Source organism: Pseudomonas sp. NBRC 111130 (genome assembly GCF_001320485.1).
Lineage (GTDB): Bacteria > Pseudomonadota > Gammaproteobacteria > Pseudomonadales > Pseudomonadaceae > Aquipseudomonas > Aquipseudomonas vlassakiae.
This window is the reverse complement of record NZ_BCBG01000046.1, coordinates 15,386-36,255: the sequence shown is the minus strand read 5'-3', so window position 1 is coordinate 36,255 and position 20,870 is coordinate 15,386. Positions and strand designations below refer to the sequence as shown.

Here is a 20,870-nt window from a genome sequence, read left to right as displayed (position 1 = left end):
TGGGGTAAGCCTGTGCCGGCCCTTTCGCGGGTAAACCCACAGGGATCGCACAGATTTCAGATGCTGTGCAGTACCTGTGGGAGCGGGTTTACCCGCGAAAGGGCCGGCACAGGCAAAGCAGATCTTGTAAGATTCCCCCTCGCCACTGAAACCAGTGACAAGGGATTTGCAGAGATGACCATGATCAAGATCACCCCCACCATCGAGTGCTCCAACACCGCCCCGTTCGTCCTCTTCGGCGGCATCAACGTGCTCGAGTCCGAGGACCTGGCCCTGACCGCCTGCGCCGAGTACGTTCGGGTTACCGAGAAACTGGGCATCCCTTACGTGTTCAAGGCCAGCTTCGACAAGGCCAACCGCTCCTCGATCCACTCCTACCGTGGCCCCGGCATGGAAGAAGGCCTGCGCATCTTCGAGAAGGTCAAGGCCGAGTTCGGCGTGCCGATCATTACCGACGTACACGAGATCTACCAGTGCGCGCCGGTGGCCGAAGTGGTCGATGTGCTGCAGCTTCCCGCGTTCCTGGCCCGCCAGACCGACCTGGTGGTGGCCCTGGCCAAGACCGGCAAGCCGGTCAACATCAAGAAGCCACAGTTCCTCAGCCCGTCGCAGATGCAGAACATCGTGCACAAGTTCAAGGAAGCCGGTAACGACCAGCTGATCCTGTGCGACCGTGGTACCTGCATGGGCTACGACAACCTGGTAGTGGACATGCTCGGCTTTGGCGTGATGAAGCGTACCTGTGACGACTTGCCGATCATCTTCGACGTAACCCACGCCCTGCAGAACCGCGACCCGTCCGGTGCTGCTTCCGGTGGCCGTCGCGAGCAGGTGGTCGACCTGGCGCGTGCCGGCATGGCGGTTGGCCTGGCCGGCTTGTTCCTGGAGGCTCACCCGAACCCGGACCAGGCCAAGTGCGATGGGCCGAGTGCGCTGCCGCTGGACAAGCTGGAGCCGTTTCTGATGCAGATCAAGGCGCTGGATGACCTGATCAAGGGCTTCCAGCCGTTGGTTATTGCCTGATTCGGCGAAGCATGAAAAAGGGCTGCAACGCAGCCCTTTTTCTTTGCCTTGGATTCAGCCGCGGATTTCCGCTACCACAGCTGCCAATGCCTGAGCAGGGTCTGCCGCCTGGCTGATCGGGCGGCCGATCACCAAGTAGTCGGAACCTGCATCCAGCGCCTGGCGCGGGGTGAGGATACGGCGCTGGTCATCCTGGGCACTACCAGCAGGGCGAATGCCCGGGGTGACCAGTTGCAGCGCCGGGTGCGCAGCCTTCAGCGCCGGGGCTTCCAATGCCGAGCACACCAGGCCGTCCATGCCAGCCTTTTCGGCCAGCGCCGCCAGGCGCAGTACTTGCTCTTGCGGGTCCACGTCCAGGCCGATGCCGGCCAGGTCTTCACGCTCCATGCTGGTGAGCACGGTCACACCGATCAGCAACGGCTGCGGGCCGCTGCGCTTGGCCAGCTCTTCACGGCAGGCGGCCATCATGCGCAGGCCACCGGAGCAATGCACGTTGACCATCCACACACCCATCTCGGCAGCGGCCTTGACCGCCATGGCCGTGGTGTTGGGGATGTCATGGAACTTGAGGTCGAGGAACACCTCGAAGCCCTTCGCGCACAGGGTTTCGACAATGCCCGAAGCGCTGCTGGTGAACAGCTCCTTGCCAACCTTTACCCGGCACAGGGCGGGGTCGAGTTGGTCAGCCAGCTTCAGGGCGGCGTCACGGGTGGGGAAATCCAGGGCGACGATCAGGGGCGTCTGGCAGGCGGACATGGTCGGGTTCTCTTGGCAAGTCGTAAACGGCGCGCATTGTAAACGAAGTCAGCGTGCCTTGGGGGCCAGGGCGCCGTCAGAATTGGCCTAGACAGGTACGGCTCCTATAATTGAACCAACGGATATGGCCATCGCTCATATTTTGTACAAGCGAAGCCTTCAAAGCGCATAGGAGAACGACAATGCCCTGGTATGCCTGGCTGATACTCATCATAGCCCTCGGCTCGATCGTGGGGGGATTGATGATGTTGCGCGATACGGCGAAGAAGCTGCCGCTGACGGAAGAACAGCTGCGCAAGGTGCATGAACGCAATGCCGAGGCGGATGCCAAGGATGCGCAGGATCGTTGACACGAAGAGTGCATCCAAACAGAGAGCCGGTTGGCACAATGCCAACCGGCATTACTTATTCCTACTTCACGATCAGCTTGTCCTTGTTTCGATCCAATAGGGCCTTGCCAATACCCTTGATCTCCAGCAATTCATCCACTGAGTCGAATGGACCGTTTGCCTCCCTGTAAGCCACGATAGCTTCGGCTTTGGCTTTGCCGATACCGTTGAGGTTTTGCTGTAGCGTCAGCGCGTCGGCATCGTTCAGGTCGATTTTGGCCAACTCGGTGGTGGCCGGCCCTTGCGTTGCCTGCGTGGCGGTTACGGCCACTGGCTGCGACACCGTGGCGGGTGCCGCATGCAGGGTGAACGGTAAAGCCGTGAAAAGTGGAAGCAGCAGGTAGGACAGGACTGTATTGCGCATATTGGGCACTCCTTGTATGGAAATGAAGGCAGCGTTCCGTTGGCTGCCCTGTGAACTCTAGCGCTGTGGCTTCAGTTCAAGGTGCCTGAAATGTTACCGAGTTAAACAGCTAAACGGCTGCATCCCCTACCCCTGATTGCATTTTTCGAAGCTTTGCATGAAGCGAACTGCAGCGCCCCCAGACTGGCCACACCCGCTCCATTTAGATTCAGCGTGGACAAAAACGCATTCATACAACGCACTACTAATTTTCCTACTCATAAAGTGGCCCTTTCGGCCTCTTAAGGTATTCCTTAGACAGCACCAGCGCGTACCTTCATGCGCATATCAATGCATTAACTTGCATCGCACTAAAATTTATATGCAGCATAACCAGCCAACTAAAAAGTTAACGCAAAAATAATCACCATTACTCGTTTTAAAGAGCAGGATATCGAACTCACCACCGAACTCACAGCTGAACAAACCACATAATACTAATTAAAATACGCCTCCGATTTCTTCACGCTTGTGGCATTGAAAATTCTCTCGAACAGCCTTCGGTCTGGAAATTCGTAATCCGCTACGGGAACTACTAGACTTGGGTGATGCCTTAGCCATCATAAGGCATCATGGCACCCCGGTGTCCGCGTCGATTTCCTCCCTGCACCAAGCCCTTTTAAGGCCTGCTCCCTCGTTAGAGCAAGCAATTCAAGCGCCGCAACCAGGGCCCTCGGCCCTTAGCTGCCACCTGATCACCGTTTCGATCCAACAGAAGCAGCCGAGAAAGGCCCTGGGCTTTCTTATCAACCTGCTTAGGAAAATGATGCGTACTTTTTAGCCTGCCCGCCAAAGGAATTGTGGAGCCCTGATGACATCATTGAAAGCTGCCGCTACTGCATTAGACACCCCAAGTGCCCATCCCAAATACAGACCGGATATTGATGGCCTGAGAGCCATAGCCGCAGGATCCGTTATCATATTTCACGCCTTCCCGTCAACCATGAAGGGCGGATTCATTGGCGTAGATATTTTTTTCGTTATTTCAGGCTTCCTGATCTCGCAAATATTATTCACCAACCTTGACAACAATAGATTCAGTCTGGTCGACTTTTACAGCCGACGCATCAATCGCATCTACCCTGCATTGATAATAGTCTTGGTAAGCTGCCTGGCATTCGGCTGGTTCTCACTTCTATCCGAGGAATTTAAACAGCTAGGCAAACACACGGCTGGTGGAGCCGGGTTCGTTGCAAATCTAATATCCTGGAGTGAAAGCGGTTATTTTGACAACACTTCAGAAAGCAAACCATTGCTTCACCTGTGGTCTCTCGGGGTAGAGGAGCAATTTTATATTGTATGGCCTCTATTGCTTTGGGGGATGTGGAAAAGCAACTTCAACAGGATGACGACAATACTGCTCATTACCGCAGTTTCATTCTACCTTAACATCAGCTTGAGAATTACAGACTCAGCTACCGCCTTTTACTCACCTCTGACGCGCTTCTGGGAACTGCTAATTGGCTCACTCCTTGCCTACAACTCAATGTACGGCAGGGAGCGCATGTTCCTTTTCAAAAGCCTTGCAAACCGTATACTCTCCAAGGTGTACTACCACAATCCAAAGACTCATGCCACCACATCATTTGACAACACTCAAGCCCTCTTAGGTATTGTGATGATTGGCACTGGCTTCATGGTCATCACAAAAGAAAATATGTTTCCAGGGTTTTGGGCTATCTTACCCACCGTCGGCAGCGCCCTGGTCATCAACGCTGGCCCACAGGCATGGTTTAACAAGCACATCCTATCCAATAGAACAATGATTCTCATTGGCTTAATTAGTTTCCCTCTCTATCTCTGGCACTGGCCTCTCTTATCCTTTGCAAGGATAATTGAAGGTGACACCCCTGCAATTGCAGTAAGAGTTATTGCCATTCTCGCTGCAGTGATACTTTCCTGGCTCACCTACCAGCTCATTGAAAAACCAGTGCGCTTCAAAATTACCGGTAGATGGAAGACTTTGACACTGTTCTTGATCATGGCCCTGATTGGAGTCGCCGGCTTCAGTATATTTAAGGACGATGGCGTACCCAGCCGCTCTATCATGACGAGCCTAGTGCAGAAATCAAACGAGCTGAATACTTACCAACTCACAGGCTGCAAGAACGATGAGCTGCTGGGCCAGGATATGTCGTGGTGCAACAAGGTCAATGATTCCCAACCAGCAGATGTGATTCTTTGGGGGGATAGTCATGCCGAACATCTTTTTCCAGGCATCAAGCGCGTGTCGGCACAAAATTGGCTGCTGATCGGTAGACATAGCTGCCCTCCGATCCTAGGCGCAAAGGCATGGCTGACCAACACATCTAAAGAAAGTTGCGAGCGTGCCAATAGCAAGGCGATGGAGATGATTCTTCAGAGCGATGTAAAAACCGTCGTTCTGGCATCTCTCGGTAGCTTGTATATCGGCAGCAAAGGTATTGCACCAGAGCACGCACTCATCAATGACAACAACCCAAATAACCGCTACATCATAGGCGAGGACAATGACGTCACGCACAAGCGTGAGCTTTTCGCCGCAGCAATGAAGCGTTCGATAAGCACGCTACTGGACGCCGGCAAAAATGTCATCATTGTGAAAGATACCCCGGAGTTTCTCGTTGACCCGAGAGCTTGCCTCGCACGGCCATTTAAAATCAGCACACAAAATTGCGACATTCAAACCAGCCAATTTGAAGAACGCAGCACCGAATACAACGCCATGCTTGCAGAGATCAAGGCCATGAGCCCATACGTCAAGATATTTGACCCGTCAAGCCTATTCTGCAACAAGAGTAATTGCACTCAAAGTGATTCGGTACATGAGTACTTCCGAGATGGGCATCACCTCAGCGAGGCTGGCAGTGAGAAAGTGGCTTCAGCACTGATTGAGTTCATGAAAAACCAATAAGCAATAAAATAGGGCCCCTTTCGGGGGCCCTATTCCTTTTACAACAGCCGCGCGCGCTGACTTATAACTTAAAGCAGCATCAGCAGCTATCAGTAAACCGTCTTTTCCAGCAACCGATTCAGGTACTGCCCATAACCATTCTTGGCCAATGGTGCCGCCAACTTTTCAAGCTGTTGTGCGTCAATCCACTTCTGACGGTAAGCGACCTCCTCCGGACAAGCTACTTTCAATCCTTGCCGGCGCTCAATGGTAGCGATGTAACCGCTGGCCTCCAGGAGTGAGTCATGTGTACCGGTATCAAGCCATGCGTAGCCCCGCCCCATGATTTCAACCGATAGCTTGCCCTGCTCCAGGTAAACTCGGTTAAGGTCGGTAATTTCCAGCTCACCTCGCGGAGACGGCTTGATCCCCTTGGCGATCTCAACCACCTCGTTGTCGTAGAAGTAGAGCCCGGTAACCGCATAACTCGATTTCGGCTTGGTCGGTTTCTCTTCCAGACTGATGGCCTTTCCGCGCTGGTCGAATTCAACCACACCATAACGCTCAGGGTCGTGCACGTGGTAAGCGAATACGCTCGCGCCATCGGTACGGTCCATGGCGTTGACGAGCAGCCCCTGGAAATCATGGCCGTAGTAGATGTTGTCGCCCAACACCAAAGCCGACAGGTTATTACCAATGAACTGCTCACCGATCAGGAAGGCTTGTGCCAGGCCATCAGGCGATGCCTGCACTGCGTAGGTGATATTGATGCCCCACTGGTGTCCGTCGCCGAGCAATTGCTCAAACCGTGGCGTGTCCTGTGGCGTGGAGATGATCAGGATGTCACGAATGCCGGCCAGCATGAGTGTGGTAAGCGGGTAGTAGATCATCGGCTTGTCGTAAACCGGCAAAAGCTGCTTGGAAATTGCCAAAGTCGCCGGGTGCAGACGGGTACCCGACCCGCCAGCCAGGATGATGCCTTTACGATTCATTTTGATCATTTCTCATGTATCTCTATCAGCATGCGAGCTACGCCGACGCGCCAGTCAGGCAGCGTCAGCGCAAAAGCTTCTTGCAGTTTATGGGTATTCAGCCGGGAGTTCGCCGGCCGCTTGGCTGGGGTCGGGTAGGCATCGGTAGTCAGTCGGTTGACCTGCGCGGCGCGCACTTTCAAGGGCTCACCACGGGCCGCGGCATGCTCCAGAACAAAACGTGCGAAACCGAACCAGGTGGTCTCACCCGATGCCGCCAAGTGATACACGCCGGCCAGCGCAGGGTTACGCCGAGTGCCTGCGATGGCATGAGCAGTAACGTCGGCAATCAGTTCAGCGCCGGTAGGCGCCCCGAACTGGTCATCGATGACGCCCAGGGTGTCCCGCTCGGACGCCAGGCGCAACATGGTTCGGGCAAAGTTGTTACCGCGAGCTGCATATACCCAGCAGGTACGGAAGATCAAGCATGTGCAGCCTGAGGCCAGGATTGCCCGCTCGCCTGCAAGCTTGCTTTCGCCATAGACATTCAACGGCCCTACCGCATCCTGCTCACGCCAAGGCGCACTGCCGTGCCCCGGGAAGACGTAGTCGGTCGAATAATGCACCAGCAACGCCCCCAGTTCTGCAGCCACATGCGCCAACACCTCGACCGCTTCGGCATTCACTCGAAATGCTTGTTCGCGCTCGCTCTCCGCTTTGTCGACCGCCGTATAGGCCGCTGCATTGACAATCACATCGGGTGCAAAGGTGCGAACGGTTGCCTCCAACCCCAGCAGATTGGTCAGGTCGCCACAGTAATCCTGGCTTCTGGAGTTGAGCGCCAGTACTTGCCCCAACACCGCCAGACTGCGCTGCAATTCCCAACCTACCTGGCCGTCCTTGCCCAGCAGGAGAATTTTCATGCCGTACGCCCGGCGTAGTTTTTCTCAACCCAGTCACGGTAGCCGCCGGACTGCACGTTCTCTACCCAATCCCAATTGCCCAAGTACCATTCGACTGTCTTGCGAATACCGGTTTCGAAGGTTTCCGCAGGCTTCCAACCCAACTCGCGCTCCAGTTTGCGCGCATCGATGGCGTAGCGGCGATCATGCCCCGGGCGATCGGTGACGTAGGTGATCTGTTCTGCATAAGCCTTGCCGTCAGCACGCGGGCGCAGTTCATCCAGAAGTGCACAAACGCGATTGACGATTTCCAGGTTGGGCTTCTCATTCCAGCCACCAACGTTATACACCTCGCCCGTCTGCCCGGCCTCAAGCACACGACGGATTGCGCTGCAGTGATCTTTGACATATAGCCAGTCGCGAATCTGCTGGCCATCGCCATAGACAGGCAGTGGCTTACCACCCAGTGCGTTGACGATCATCAGAGGGATGAGTTTTTCCGGGAAGTGGAACGGTCCGTAGTTGTTCGAACAGTTGGTTGTCAGCACCGGCAGGCCATAAGTATGGTGGTAGGAGCGCACCAAATGATCGCTTGCCGCCTTGCTGGCCGAGTACGGGCTGTTTGGCTGATATTGGTGGGTCTCGGTGAACGCCGGCTCATCAGCCGCCAGGGAGCCATAGACCTCGTCGGTGGACACATGCAGGAATCGGAAAGCCTGTTGCGCATCCTTGGCCAAGCCGCCCCAATAGGCGCGCACGGCCTCGAGCAGGCGGAAGGTTCCGACAATATTGGTCTCGATGAAGTCCTCAGGTCCGTGAATCGAACGATCGACATGGGACTCTGCCGCGAAGTTCACAATGGCGCGTGGCTGATGCTCTCTCAGTAACCGCGCGACCAATTCAGAGTCGCCAATGTCGCCATGAACGAAGATATGACGCTCGTCACCTTGCAAGCTGTTCAGCGTCTGCAGATTGCCTGCATAGGTGAGCTTGTCCAGGTTCACGACAGGCTCATTGGAATTTGCCAACCAGTCGAGAACGAAATTTGCACCGATGAAGCCGGCACCACCGGTTACTAAAACAGTCATTATCAGTTACCTACTAAACAATTCGTTGAAAGCAAAAAGCGCGGAATCTGGATGCACTGGCCACACGACCCAGTCCACGACACCCTCACCCGCCTTTTCAGCGTTGAAAAACATTCTCTCGCTGGCACTGCGATCGTCATACTTCCTTTTTTCTCTGCATGTACAGCAGATCCACAATTTCCCCTTGTGGAACATAGCCGCTGACCAGCTCCCGCAGGAGCTTGCGGACGGTAACCAGCTCATGCACGTCAACAGCCAAAAGCAACTCATCGAGCTTTACTTTCAAGACATCCCAAGCGAGAAAATCTTCATTGGCACTCATGATCATCGGGTGTCTGGTGGATACGACATTGTCACCAATCAGCAACTCTTCGTAGAGTTTTTCACCTGGCCGAAGCCCGGTGAACTCGATAGCAATATCTCCAAACGGATTCTTTTCCGAACGGACGCTCAGGCCGGACAGGTGGATCATCTTCTCCGCCAACTCAGCAATCCGCACGGGCTCGCCCATATCGAGTACGAACACATCCCCCCCCAAGCCCATCGAACCCGCCTGAATGACCAGTTGGGCAGCCTCAGGAATCGTCATGAAATAACGGGTGATCTTGGGGTGGGTAACCGTCAGTGGCCCGCCCGCGATGATCTGCTTGCGGAACAACGGTATGACCGACCCCGACGAGCCCAACACATTGCCGAAGCGCACCATGGTAAAACGAGTCTTGTTAACCTGCGCCACGTTGTCCTTCTGGCCGAACAGGACCGGGGCACTTTCGCGACTCAGTGCCTGCAATACCATTTCGGCAAGCCGCTTCGTACTACCCATGACATTGGTAGGCCGAACAGCCTTGTCCGTAGAGATAAGAACAAAGTTGGTAACTCCAGCCTGCACAGCGGCCTGTGCAGAATAGAGCGTACCGATGACGTTGTTCTGCACGCCTTCGGAAATATTGTGCTCAACCATGGGCACATGCTTGTAAGCCGCCGCGTGATACACGGTATCCACACGCCAGGATTGCATGACTTCCAATAGGTGCGCCTGATTACGCACAGACCCAAGTACAGGCAGAATCGTGACGGGTAGCGCCTCCCGGCGAACGCGCAGTTCCAATTCACTCAGGATGCTGTAAAGGTTGAACTCACTGTGCTCAAACAGCAGCAGGGTTTTCGGCCCGGCCCCAAGAATCTGACGACAGAGCTCCGAACCAATCGAACCTCCCGCACCGGTAACCAGCACCACCTTGTTGGAAATACATTGCGCCAGCAGATCGCTCTGCGCAGGAACCGCGTCGCGACCCAACAGGTCAGCGATGTCGACCTCCTGAATATCATCCACCTGCACTCGGCCATTGGCGAGGTCGAGAATGCTGGGAACACTGCGAACGTGCAAGGGGAAGCCCTCGAGGAAGGTCAGGATTTCCCTGCGCCGGCTGCGGCTGGCACTGGGAATCGCCAACAGGATTTCCTGGGCCCCTGTGACATCGATCATCCGGCCAATCTCATCCGAGCGGTATACCTGTAGCCCGGAAATGATTCGGTCGGCAATTTCCACATCGTCATCGATGAATGCCACTGGCCTCATCGACTTGGCCATCCGCAGTGCAGCGATAAGCTGGTTGCCGGCAGCGCCGGCGCCGTAGATCGCCACTCGCGGCAAGCCATCGTCACGCGAGGCGAATGGCATGTGCTGCGTCGCAGAGAACCAGTCACCCAGGAAGTACTGCCGCATGGCCAGGCGCAAACCGCCAATCATGACTAGGCTCAACCACCAGTAATTGAAGATGACAGAGCGCGGCACCAAAGTCTGATGATTGCTGTACCAGTAGACGAAAAAACCCAGCAAGAGCGCAGAAAGGGAAACCGCCTTGGCGATTACGATGAGCGCATCGTTACCGAAGTACCGCATCACCGCCCGGTACATGCCGAACTTCACAAAAAGCGGTATGGCCAGAACGGGTGCCATCACAAATAGCCAGGTATGCTCCTTGATCGGATTACCCAGGTCATCCAGGCCAAGCCGCACGGCAAAGGCCAGTAGCAGGGCCAGCCAAACCAGGCACACATCCATAAGCACCTGAAGCGTGCGCTTCTCCCTGCGTGGCAATTGAAGCAGATATTTTCGAAGCTCGATCAGTTCCCTAGCTTTCATACCCAATTACCCACCTGCCCCTTATCCTTGAAAAAATCAGCGCTCACGCTCGCCCGCATGGAATTTCAATGCGAGCACTACCAACGGTGCATATGCCAAGCATACGCCAAGCACGCCATTCAGGCCGCCGAACGCAACCAGCAGGGCGACCGGGAACAACCAGAGCAGGTTCAGGCACCAGGCTGCCAGCGTCACCTTCTTGTGGCTTGCGAACTGTCGGGAGGCGAACTGATAAGCGTGGCTCCTGTGCGCCTCATACACTTTTTCACCCCGTATCAGGCGACGCACCAAGGTGACCGTGGCATCGACCACAAACAGGCCCAGCAAAATGATCCAGCTCCAGAAGAAATCAGAAGACACCCACCCGGCAATCAGTGCCAGCGCACCCATGACGACACCGAGGAATCCACTGCCAGCGTCACCCATGAAGATTTTGGCCGGGGGAAAATTCCACAGCAGGAAACCTGCAGCCGAAGCGGCCAGTGCAAAGCTCAGCCCTGCGAGGCCGCCATGCCCCGACAGGACATAGATTAGGCCACCGGCCAACCCGACAAAAACGGCTTCAGAACTGGCAAGACCATCAATACCATCCATGAAGTTATAGAGATTCAGCATCCATACTAGGAACACCACCGCCAGCAGGCTGCCGATGAACCCGAGATTTGTTGGCTCGCCCCAAAGCGTGACCGGGGCCAAACCACCAAGGCTGAAAACTATCCATATTCCTGCGAGAAAATGGCCGAGCAACCGCCAGCGCGCGGGGATATGGCCCAGGTCATCGTAAAAGCCAAGCACCGCCACACCGGCGCCACCAAGCACCAGCGCCGACGTGGTCGCGAGGCTGACATCGCCGAGCGCAAAGCCCAGCAACACCGTCGCAATAAAAGTCACAACGATTGCGATGCCGCCCCCGCGTGGCGTCGGCACGGAATGCGAACTGCGCTCATTGGGAATATCAAGCACACTTTTGCGTATTGCGAAGCGTCTTACCGTTCCAGTCAGTGCAGCCGCACCCACTAGAGCTAACGCTATTATTAGTAGCTGAACCATAAGTCGTGAAATCCAATTCCTAGTTACTGAGCATCAACGGCCAATCGCTGGACATGCTTTCTGCCGGCTTCTGCAAGCGCAGCTTCAGGCTCTTCAACCGGCATCCAGCCCAGCAGGTCACGTGCCTTGCTTGTACTGACTTCCAATGAGCTGAACAATTGTACATACATACCCGGCCGACCCAAGGCAGTCAAAAGCAGCCTGGCCAGCAGCTTGGGCATGTAGAAGCACCTGGCCTTGCGGCCCATGCCAATGGCGAGCGATGCAACGATCTGACGCGTCGAAACGCTGGCACCATCAGCAATCAGGAACAGCTGCCCGGCAGCCTTGTCGTGGGTAATCACCAGCGTCAGGAAGCTGATCAGGTTGTTCAAAGAAACCAGGCTGCGACGGTTATCCAATGCGGCAAAAGGCAAGGGCAAGCCTTTTGCCACCAAGCTCAGCAAGCGCGCAAAATTGCCAGGTGCGCCCGCATCATAAATGAGCGGAGGACGCACAATGACCAACTGCATACCAGTGCCTGCCAGTAGCTCACCCAACGCCTGCTCGGCCTCCAGCTTGGAAACGGCGTAATCCGCAGTTGGCGCTACCTCGCTCTGCTCGGTAAACGCCTGGCCGACAGTCTCGTTGCCATTTACACCAATGGAGCTGACAAAGATGAATCGCCCGACCCCGGCTGCCAATGCAGCCCTGGCCAGCGCCAGGGTCGTTTCTACATTCGCCTGCCGGAAGGCGGCCAATGGGTCCGCTACCTGGTCGTTAAGGACATGCGCACGCCCGGCCAGATGAACGACGCAATCGACGTCCACCAGGCTGTGCTGCACGGTGGCCTGATCCAGCAAGTCCAGTAGCACGACATCCCCGGCCAGCGCTTGGTCCGACTCACGCCGGACCGCAGCCTTTACAGAAAAGCCGCCCTTGACCAGAGACTCGCACAGGTGCCTGCCGACAAAGCCTGAAGCACCCGTAACCATTACCCGGCATGGGCCCACCATTTCAGACTCCCGGAGCAATGTGCGGCCTGCCAATCGCATGGTACGCCACGCCAGCCTGCGCCATCGTCCACGGGTCGAAGAGGTTGCGGCCATCGACCACGACGGCACTGGAGAGCGCATCGCGCAGCATGTGCGGGTCTACAGCTCGGAAAGACTTCCACTCGGTGCAGATCGCCAGGGCGTCGGCTCCAGCCAGGGCCTCTTCCTGTGTAGCTGCGTAGTGGGTATCAGCCCGATCGCCGTAGATGCGCTCGAATTCCTCCATGGCCTTTGGATCGAAGACGCGTACCTTAGCCCCCGCCTGCCAGAGTTGTTCGATAAGCCGACGGCTTGGCGCATCGCGCATATCGTCCGTGTTGGGCTTGAAGGCCAGGCCCCATATCGCGATGGTCTTACCTTCCAGCTGGCCTTTGAAGATGTCCTCGAACGAGGCGAACATCTTTTCTTTCTGGCGCTTGTTGACGCCCTCAACGGCAGCCAGCAGGTCGGCGGAATAACCCACTTCCTGCGCGGTACGGTACAACGCCTGAACATCCTTGGGGAAACAGGAGCCGCCGTAACCACAGCCTGGGTAGATGAAGCTGTAACCGATCCGAGGGTCCGAGCCGATACCGATACGCACCTGCTCGATGTCAGCACCCAGGCGCTCGGCAAGGTTGGACAGCTCGTTCATGAAGCTGATCTTGGTGGCCAGCATGCCGTTGGCCGCGTACTTGGTCAGCTCGGCAGAGCGAACATCCATGAAGATCAGCTTGTCGTGGTTTCGGCTGTAAGGCGCATAGCACTCGCGCATCTTGCGGCGGACGTGCTCGGAATCGGTACCCACCACGATTCGCGCACCTTTTGTGAAGTCCTCGAGGGCTGCACCTTCCTTGAGGAATTCAGGGTTGGAACAGACGTCGAACTGCAGATCGATACCACGAGATGTCAAGGTACGCAGGATTGTGTCCTTGACCTTGTCAGCCGTGCCCACAGGCACTGTCGACTTGTCGACAACAATCTTGGGCTCGGTCATGTGCTGACCAATCGTCTTGGCGACTGCCAGCACGTACTTGAGGTCAGCAGAACCATCCTCATCCGGCGGAGTACCTACCGCGATGAACTGAATCTCTCCGAACGCAACGCCCATGCTGGCATCCGTGGTGAAATCAAGGCGCCCCTCGTGCTGGTTGCGAAGAACCATTTCATCGAGGCCAGGCTCGTAGATTGGGATGATGCCCTTCTTCAAATTATCGATCTTGCGCTGATCGACATCGACGCACACTACGTGATGGCCGACATCCGCCAGGCACGTGCCGGTAACCAACCCTACATAGCCCGAGCCGAAAACAGTAATCTTCATCTATTCACACCTTCAAATTTTGTAGTACGAGCGGTACCAATCAACAAACTTTGCAGCCCCTTCCTGAACAGGCACATTCGGTGTGTACCCGACGGCATCGAACAACCCTTGAGTATCAGCCCACGTCTGCTCGACGTCACCGGGCTGCATGGGCAGGTAATTGCAGCTTGCTTCGATGCCTGTTGCGGCTTCCACGGCGTGGATGAAGTCCATCAGGTTGACCGGGCTGCCGTGACCGATGTTGAACACCGCGCAGGCGTCAAGGTCAGGCTTCTGCAGCAACCGGAGAATGCCGGAAATGATGTCGTCGATGTAGGTAAAGTCGCGCGACAGTTGCCCATGGTTATACACATCGATGGGCTTCCCTTCGAGAATCGCCTTGGTGAACTTGAACATCGCCATATCGGGACGGCCCCACGGGCCGTAGACAGTAAAAAATCTCAAGCCGATGGTCTGAATCCCGTACAGATGAGAGTACGTATGTGCCATCAGCTCATTCGACTTCTTGGTCGCCGCATACAGGCTGATCGGGTGGTCCACCGATTGCTGAGTCGAGAATGGAACATCCTTGCTCAGCCCATAAACAGAACTTGAAGATGCGTAGAACAAGCGCTTGACGTTGTGATTACGGCAACCTTCCAGGATATTCAGAAAACCCACGACATTGCTCTGCACATAGGCCATCGGATTATCGAGCGAGTAGCGGACGCCTGCCTGGGCAGCCAAGTTCACCACACAGTCGAATTTATAAGTGGAAAAGACACTGTCGATCGCTACGCCGTCGACAAGATCCGCACGGATGAACGTGAAGTTTTCAATACTCTCAAGATCCTTGAGCCGCGCTTCCTTGAGGCTGACGTCATAATAATCATTGAGGTTATCCATACCTACCAACTGCTCGGCGGTAGCAGACAAGGCCTTGATCAGCGCATGCCCGATAAATCCGGCTGCGCCGGTAATCAAAATTTTCATTTACGCCTACCGTGCGAATTTGTATAGCAATTGTTTAAGAAATGCGGGAGACCGACGGACGATCGAACGCAACATCGTGTTGACGACAAACGCCCCGCCACTGATAAAACCGATATCCTTCTGGAACCGGATGATAGCGAGCTCATGCTTGAGATAGTCCTTGCCACGCCGCTGCATCAACTCACTGCCTGCACGCATCTTCAAAAGAATGTCCGGCAGGTTCTCAATCCTGTACCCCTTTTGCAACATCAGCGACCACAACGCGTAGTCTTGAGCCTTCCTGAAGCTCGGGTAGCCGCCCACCGCCTGCACTGCTGGCTTGCGGAACATGACGGTCGGGTGGCTGAGCGGGCTGCGGCGTTTGGCAAATGCGCACAGGGCGTCATGGTCCAGCGGCAATCTGCGCGGCCCCAACGACTGCGTCATGGTTACGTCGTATTCTTCAACCATCGCACCCAGCACAGCCACCTCGGGGTGGTCTTGCAAATGCTTCAGCTGTCGTTCGAATCGCTCTGGCAGGCAGATGTCATCGGTATCCATCCGCGCGACAAGTTCATGGGTGCAATACTTCAGCCCTTCATTGAGCGCATTGGCCAGCCCCACGTTTACCGGTAGCACCACCGAAACGATCGGTAGCTTCGACCGAAATTGTTCGATTACCGCCTTCAACGAATCCGCTATCGCCCCATCCTCGACGACCACCACTTCCTGCGCGGTACAGGTCTGTGCCGTCAAGCTGTCCAGGCATGCTGCCAGAAACTCGGGTTTCTCCGATGCGTAAACCGAGATAAGTACGGAAAAGTCAGCAGTCACAGCTCTGATCCCTTTGCAATATTCACACTACTGACGCGCCAGCCAAGCCTGGAACATCAGTACGTTCCAGAGAATTGCCGCATGATTCCGTTTGCCACCGAGGTGCTCTTGCCAGAGCGCCTGCACGGCATCCACATTGAAATGACCTTCGCTACGCAGCTTCCGGGCATCCAGCAAGGCTTGCGCCCAGTCTCGCAGCGGGCCGATCAGCCAGTCCCTCAACGGCACGCCAAACCCCATCTTGGGGCGGTCGATCAACGCGCGATCGACATGCTTGTAGAGCACCTGCTTGAGCGCCCACTTGGTCTCCCCCTCCCGGAACTTGTATTCAAGGGGCAACGACCAGGCGAACTCCACTACCGAGTGATCCAGGAACGGCGCTCGCCCTTCCAGCGACACGGCCATTGCTGCCCGGTCAAGCTTGGTCAGAATATCGCCCGGCAAATATTCTTTCAGATCCCAGGCCATCATCTGCTGTACGTTACACAAACCGTAATTTGCCTGCCGCGACGGACGGGAATCGACTACCGGCTTCAGCAGCAAGTCTTTCGCTTGTGCGTGATTCGAGACGATGTTGTTGTAGACGTCATGCGGCCCGCGGGCGGCAAACACTCCGGCCAGCTTATGGACCTTGTCGCCGATACTGCCCAGCCCCTTGCTACCGGGCAACCATCGGCCAAGCGAGTCCCAGCCCCCCGGTTCCACGGTGGTCAGCAACCGCCCTACGCCCGCCCTGAGACCAGCAGGAATCGGCTTCATGTAACGCCACAACTTACCCGCCACTAGATAACGGTTGTACCCGCAGAACAGTTCATCACCACCATCGCCGGAAAGCGAAACGGTCACCTGCCCCTTAGCCAGCTTGGAAACCAGGAATGTGGGAATCTGCGAAGGATCGGCGAATGGTTCGTCCCATATGTCAGGAAGCATCGGGACCACATCCAGCGCCTGCCTGGCACTGACATAAAGCTCCTCATGCTCCGTGCCGATGTGCTGGGCGACCTCCTTGGCGTATGGCGCTTCATTGAAGCGTGGGTCGTCGAAGCCAATCGAGAAGGTCTTGATCTTCTCCGAAGACTGGGCCTGCATCAGCGCCACGATCAGGGACGAATCCACACCACCGGACAAGAATGCCCCCAAGGGCACATCGGAAAGCATCTGCCTGCCGATGGTCGCCTTCAGTTTGCCTTCCAACGCGGTGACGGCTTCATCCGCAGTTCCCTGAAACGGTGCGTTCAAGCCGCTGCGAATGACCTCATCAACGCTCCAGTACGCCCGTGTCACAGGCTGGGGATCACGCCGAGACACCTGCAGGTACTCGCCGGGCATCAGTTTACTGACGCGGGCATAGATCGATAACGGCGCGGGGACGTAGCCGTACTGCAGGAACAGCGAAAGTGCTTGCGGGTCCACCGGAGATTCGAATCCAGGCGCAGCTTTCAACGCCCTGAGCTCCGAACCGAACAGAAACACCTCGCCCAGCCAACCGTAGTAAAGCGGCTTCTCGCCCAACCGATCACGCATCAGCGTCAATTGCGCCTGTTCACGATCCCATAGCGCAATGGCAAACATGCCATGCAACTGCGAAAGCGTCGCTTCAATGCCATAGACCTCGAAGCATGCGAGCAACGTTTCGGTATCTGAATGCCCAACCCACTGAATGACATGTTGCTCACGGGCAAGCTTGTCTCTCAGGTCAACATGGTTATAGATCTCGCCATTGAAGGCGATCAGGTAACGGCCACTGGCGGAGCGCATGGGCTGAGCACCATGGCTGGATACATCCATGATCGAGAGCCGCCGATGGGAAAGGCCGATACCTGAAGCGGCATCAGACCAGATACCGCTGGAATCAGGGCCGCGATGTTCGATCGCAAGGCCCATGTTTTCCAGAATCTTGTCGGCATCACTACCTAGCGCCGAATGAGAGAGAAGCCCTGCGAAACCGCACATCTCAATTGCCCTCAATCGACGCGTAACGAGAAAGCATATTCATTCTCCAATCTTTCCCCAAGCGCCACGAATGGCGTCTTTTATCCCTGTAATCGCGAAGCTCAACCGTTTCACTTTTCTATCGAAGCACAACGGAATCAGGCACAACTTCGCCAGCATGATGGCACTGTATTTCAACTTCCACTTGCCTGGGACAAAGGGCTTGCCCAACAGGTAGATAAAATTGCGGAACTGGTAATAATGGCGGATGGGGGATGGCATGCCAATGCTCTGGCCAAGGATTTTTTTATGGCCATCGCCCAGCATGTGGGATATTTCCAGGGTGGTGTCGATAAAGATCCGATAGCCGCGCTCGCGACTGCGCCAGCACCATTCCCAGTCGACGAAATCGATGAACAGGTCCTCGTTCTTCAGGCCGACTGCGTCAATGGCATCAAAACGCATGAGAAAGCCGGAACTCAAGGTGTATTCAACCTCGATCACATCGCCGGAGCGGCTGAGTCCGTCATAGACCTCATCACTGTCCTTGCGTACAGCGAGGGGGCCGATGCCGCCTACCTTGATCCCTTTATCCGTCAACTCTTTGAATCGGCGCATCAGATTGCTAACGTAACCCGCGGGCAACTTGGAGTCCTGGTCCATTTCGATGACGAATTCGCTGCCGAGTGCCTTGGCGGCTTGCATCCCGCGGTTCTGAGCGACGGCAATACCGGCATTGGTGAGTAATGCATTGACCTGCACATTGCCAAAGTGGCTGGCAACTTGCGCAACTTCACGCTGTTTTTCTGCCAAGTCGGAGTTATCCGTAATGACTACGGCCCCCACTTGCTCGGCGTAAGACCGCAGATTTTCAAGAAGCCCACCCGCATCGGGGTTGTAGGTCGTCAAGACAATCGAAACTTTTAAACCATCCAGGTTATCAGCCACTAGGCACCCACCTTAGCACTCTGCAAGCTCGACCCGCGAAGAAGCGCACCAAAAAGCTTGACAATGAAAAACAATGTAAAAATATCCAGCACGTACGCCAAACCCGTCGCGGGCTCCAGCAGCACGGGAATGGAGCGAAGCCACAGCGTTGCGCAGATGGCTGCATAGAACGGACCGCCATCAAATCGACTCAAGGACGCAATTGCCGACAGGAAGAATCCGATAAAGGCAGCAAACAACAGTCCTGGGGCCAGGCCAAAATACTTGTAGGAGAACAGGTCAAAATGGCTGGTTGGCCCCCCCGCCACATCATAGTCAGGGTACCAATACAGCAACGCTTGACGACCTACGGTGTAATCATTTACTGGATGCCCGACCAACTCACTCATTTTCGTAATACTGACCAGAGGTGCCAGTAACTGGATAAGCGCGCTATCGGTTTTCAGATCCTCAATAACACCATTGGGCAGAGACAAATAGTACTTGTCCGCATTCGCCAACACCCTCAGCGCGAGACGCTCGTAAAGAATGGGCGTTTCCTGCATGTAGACACCCGTAGAAGCATCATCGACACCCGCCTGCTCAAGATTTCTGCTAAGAACCCAGATGGCAAAAAACAGAACAACAGAAAAAATTGCAAACACCTTGCCGATGCCCAAGCGTAGCCTGTAGCCCTGAACCGCGAGCGCGAACAGCGAGGCGTATATACCTTCTAGAATTGCAAACTTTGCACCATTGAGAAGAGAACTGAGCACCAACAACCCAAGATAGAAAGAAACCAATCCCCAGGTAATCAAACCTCGCTTATGCGCTCTCCAGCGCTCAAAACACATCAACGCGAGGTAGCTCAAAATAAACAGCCGAAAACCATCCGCAACCCTGACGAACGCCCCCACGCCCCGGTTCTGTTCGAACCGATTTGACTCGGCATTCACACCAAAGCCGGTCTTCCACATCAAAAATAACGCCAGCAAGCTATAAGCTAAAAGTACGAAGTAAAATTCGAAGCGGCCCTTTCCTCTAGGCACCAAAAATACTCCGACCACGGAATGCAGCCCGCTCCTCAGGTAAAACCCCATCCGGAAACTCAGCAGAAAAACCCCAGCGTAGGCCATCACGACTGCAAAATAAAAGGAGTCGACATATCCCCCGACATAGAGCGCGAGGACGACTCCGTACGCCGTACCGAACGTAAACGTCCAGTAAAAATGCAACGGATCCATATAGCCCAGCACCGTACGTCGGCGCACGGCCAAATAGGCAAGCAAGCTGGTCAGCAACATGCACCCCAGCATCAAGAGCACATGACTGAAAGCAAACTCAAAAAAGCTTACATCACTCATATTCTGCCCAAAAGATATTTAAGAGCAACGATCGGCATATTCTTCAGACCAGACGCTATTTCAAAAAAACCAGAGGCACGCAACATACGAGACAGCGAGTCGGCATTCCTGTTCTTCAGCGACAGCAACATATAAAAAGCCAGCGCTCGTGAAATAGCCTTACTCCTGACATCAGCAGGTGCCAACGCTTGCATTGTCTGCCTTACCATGAAGTATTGACCTGCGATATTTTTGTATGTGTTGTTCGGATGCTGGCGATACCTCACGCAATCCACTTCCGGCGCAAAGTCAAATTCTCGCCCCTTGCCAGGGTAGCGATTAAGCAACTTTACAAACATCGGGTAATCATCCCACTTGAGCGCTGGATCCCATCCACCCACTTCCTTGAGCGCTCGAACGCGAAAAGCACTGGACTGCAGCAGAATGGGCGATGGAAAGTCGGTAAAAATCTCGCGCGCCCTGCGGCTTTCTTCAAGGTCAAAAAATCTGCGGTGCGACTCTTTGTAGATCGGGCCTGCAACTCCATTTTCGTAGAAGTAGCGCCCACCCCCCAAGATAAAACCGAGTGCTGGGTTAGTCGCCATGCGCTGGCAGAGTTCTTTCACGCCCTGGGGCACAAGTATATCGTCAGACGCAACAATCCAGCAAAACTCGGTATCAATCAACGTCAGCGCAAGATTGAGCGACGACACCAACCCACCATTCGCCTTGGCCACCACCGAAACTTTGTCTTGAACCCCCAGTTGCTCAATTAACGCTGAAACTTTGGCGACGGAGCCATCCGTCGAGCCATCATCAATTACCAAAACTTTCAAGCCAGGCACATCAATGGACAACGCAGCCTGCAAAGACTCGGAAATATAATCAACATGATTGTAAGACGGTATAACCACTGTCAGCATCTTGTAAGCTCCTGCACGCATCA

General features: G+C 55.2%; 18 protein-coding genes. 3 read left to right on the top strand and 15 right to left on the bottom strand.

What is annotated here, in order from left to right; translation table 11 throughout:
* Nucleotides 1-180 precede the first annotated feature (180 nt).
* The gene (gene kdsA, locus APH33_RS18935; RefSeq protein WP_054886636.1) at nucleotides 181-1,023 is read left to right on the top strand and encodes a 3-deoxy-8-phosphooctulonate synthase; all 843 of its coding nucleotides are present in this window, start codon (nucleotides 181-183) and stop codon (nucleotides 1,021-1,023) included.
* Nucleotides 1,024-1,077: 54 nt separating this feature from the next.
* Here the strand turns inward: kdsA and pyrF are convergent, their stop codons facing one another.
* A complete protein-coding gene (gene pyrF / locus APH33_RS18930; protein ID WP_054886624.1) occupies nucleotides 1,078-1,779 on the bottom strand; it encodes an orotidine-5'-phosphate decarboxylase in 702 nt (233 codons plus the stop codon).
* A gap of 182 nt (nucleotides 1,780-1,961) precedes the next feature.
* Between pyrF and APH33_RS26820 the strand changes: the two genes are divergently transcribed.
* Nucleotides 1,962-2,129 (top strand): DUF2897 family protein, encoded by a 168-nt coding sequence (locus APH33_RS26820; RefSeq protein ID WP_003252762.1) that lies wholly within the window; start codon nucleotides 1,962-1,964, stop codon nucleotides 2,127-2,129.
* A gap of 61 nt (nucleotides 2,130-2,190) precedes the next feature.
* Here APH33_RS26820 and APH33_RS18925 read toward each other — a convergent pair whose 3' ends face one another.
* On the bottom strand, nucleotides 2,191-2,532 hold the full coding sequence (locus APH33_RS18925; RefSeq protein WP_054886623.1) for a ComEA family DNA-binding protein: 342 nt from the start codon (nucleotides 2,530-2,532) through the stop codon (nucleotides 2,191-2,193).
* Between the two features lie 850 nt (nucleotides 2,533-3,382).
* Here APH33_RS18925 and APH33_RS18920 point away from each other — a divergent pair.
* A complete protein-coding gene (locus APH33_RS18920) occupies nucleotides 3,383-5,464 on the top strand; it encodes an acyltransferase family protein (protein WP_082433655.1) in 2,082 nt (693 codons plus the stop codon).
* 89 nt (nucleotides 5,465-5,553) lie between these two features.
* Here APH33_RS18920 and rfbA read toward each other — a convergent pair whose 3' ends face one another.
* The 13 genes from rfbA to APH33_RS18855 all read right to left on the bottom strand — a co-directional run bounded on the left by rfbA (nucleotide 5,554) and on the right by APH33_RS18855 (nucleotide 20,847).
* Entirely contained in the window at nucleotides 5,554-6,435 is an 882-nt protein-coding gene (rfbA, locus tag APH33_RS18915; protein WP_054886635.1) for a glucose-1-phosphate thymidylyltransferase RfbA, read from the bottom strand.
* 5 nt (nucleotides 6,436-6,440) lie between these two features.
* The gene (gene rfbD / locus APH33_RS18910) at nucleotides 6,441-7,337 is read right to left on the bottom strand and encodes a dTDP-4-dehydrorhamnose reductase (protein WP_054886621.1); all 897 of its coding nucleotides are present in this window, start codon (nucleotides 7,335-7,337) and stop codon (nucleotides 6,441-6,443) included.
* Nucleotides 7,334-8,404 (bottom strand): dTDP-glucose 4,6-dehydratase, encoded by a 1,071-nt coding sequence (rfbB, locus tag APH33_RS18905; RefSeq protein ID WP_054886620.1) that lies wholly within the window; start codon nucleotides 8,402-8,404, stop codon nucleotides 7,334-7,336. Before rfbB ends, rfbD begins: the two co-directional genes overlap by 4 nt.
* A gap of 136 nt (nucleotides 8,405-8,540) precedes the next feature.
* Complete coding sequence (locus APH33_RS18900) at nucleotides 8,541-10,550, bottom strand: polysaccharide biosynthesis protein (protein WP_371263260.1); 2,010 nt, start codon at nucleotides 10,548-10,550, stop codon at nucleotides 8,541-8,543.
* 36 nt (nucleotides 10,551-10,586) lie between these two features.
* The gene (locus APH33_RS18895; RefSeq protein ID WP_054886619.1) at nucleotides 10,587-11,600 is read right to left on the bottom strand and encodes a glycosyltransferase family 4 protein; all 1,014 of its coding nucleotides are present in this window, start codon (nucleotides 11,598-11,600) and stop codon (nucleotides 10,587-10,589) included.
* A gap of 23 nt (nucleotides 11,601-11,623) precedes the next feature.
* Nucleotides 11,624-12,595 carry an NAD-dependent epimerase/dehydratase family protein gene (locus tag APH33_RS18890; RefSeq protein WP_082433654.1) on the bottom strand — a complete coding sequence of 324 codons (972 nt, stop codon included), beginning with the start codon at nucleotides 12,593-12,595 and terminating at the stop codon, nucleotides 11,624-11,626.
* 1 nt (nucleotide 12,596) lies between these two features.
* Complete coding sequence (locus APH33_RS18885) at nucleotides 12,597-13,937, bottom strand: UDP-glucose/GDP-mannose dehydrogenase family protein (RefSeq protein WP_054886618.1); 1,341 nt, start codon at nucleotides 13,935-13,937, stop codon at nucleotides 12,597-12,599.
* A 12-nt stretch (nucleotides 13,938-13,949) separates the two neighbouring features.
* Nucleotides 13,950-14,909: an NAD-dependent epimerase/dehydratase family protein gene (locus tag APH33_RS18880; RefSeq protein ID WP_054886617.1), complete on the bottom strand. Its 960-nt coding sequence runs from the start codon at nucleotides 14,907-14,909 to the stop codon at nucleotides 13,950-13,952.
* Nucleotides 14,910-14,915: 6 nt separating this feature from the next.
* Nucleotides 14,916-15,722, bottom strand: coding sequence for a glycosyltransferase (locus APH33_RS18875; RefSeq protein ID WP_054886616.1), 807 nt, complete (start codon nucleotides 15,720-15,722; stop codon nucleotides 14,916-14,918).
* 27 nt (nucleotides 15,723-15,749) lie between these two features.
* The gene (gene asnB / locus APH33_RS18870; RefSeq protein WP_054886615.1) at nucleotides 15,750-17,675 is read right to left on the bottom strand and encodes an asparagine synthase (glutamine-hydrolyzing); all 1,926 of its coding nucleotides are present in this window, start codon (nucleotides 17,673-17,675) and stop codon (nucleotides 15,750-15,752) included.
* Between the two features lie 39 nt (nucleotides 17,676-17,714).
* Nucleotides 17,715-18,602, bottom strand: coding sequence for a glycosyltransferase family 2 protein (locus APH33_RS18865; protein WP_054886614.1), 888 nt, complete (start codon nucleotides 18,600-18,602; stop codon nucleotides 17,715-17,717).
* The gene (locus tag APH33_RS18860; RefSeq protein WP_156351981.1) at nucleotides 18,602-19,945 is read right to left on the bottom strand and encodes a hypothetical protein; all 1,344 of its coding nucleotides are present in this window, start codon (nucleotides 19,943-19,945) and stop codon (nucleotides 18,602-18,604) included. Before APH33_RS18860 ends, APH33_RS18865 begins: the two co-directional genes overlap by 1 nt.
* Nucleotides 19,942-20,847: a glycosyltransferase family A protein gene (locus tag APH33_RS18855; protein WP_054886612.1), complete on the bottom strand. Its 906-nt coding sequence runs from the start codon at nucleotides 20,845-20,847 to the stop codon at nucleotides 19,942-19,944. Before APH33_RS18855 ends, APH33_RS18860 begins: the two co-directional genes overlap by 4 nt.
* Nucleotides 20,848-20,870 lie beyond the last annotated feature (23 nt).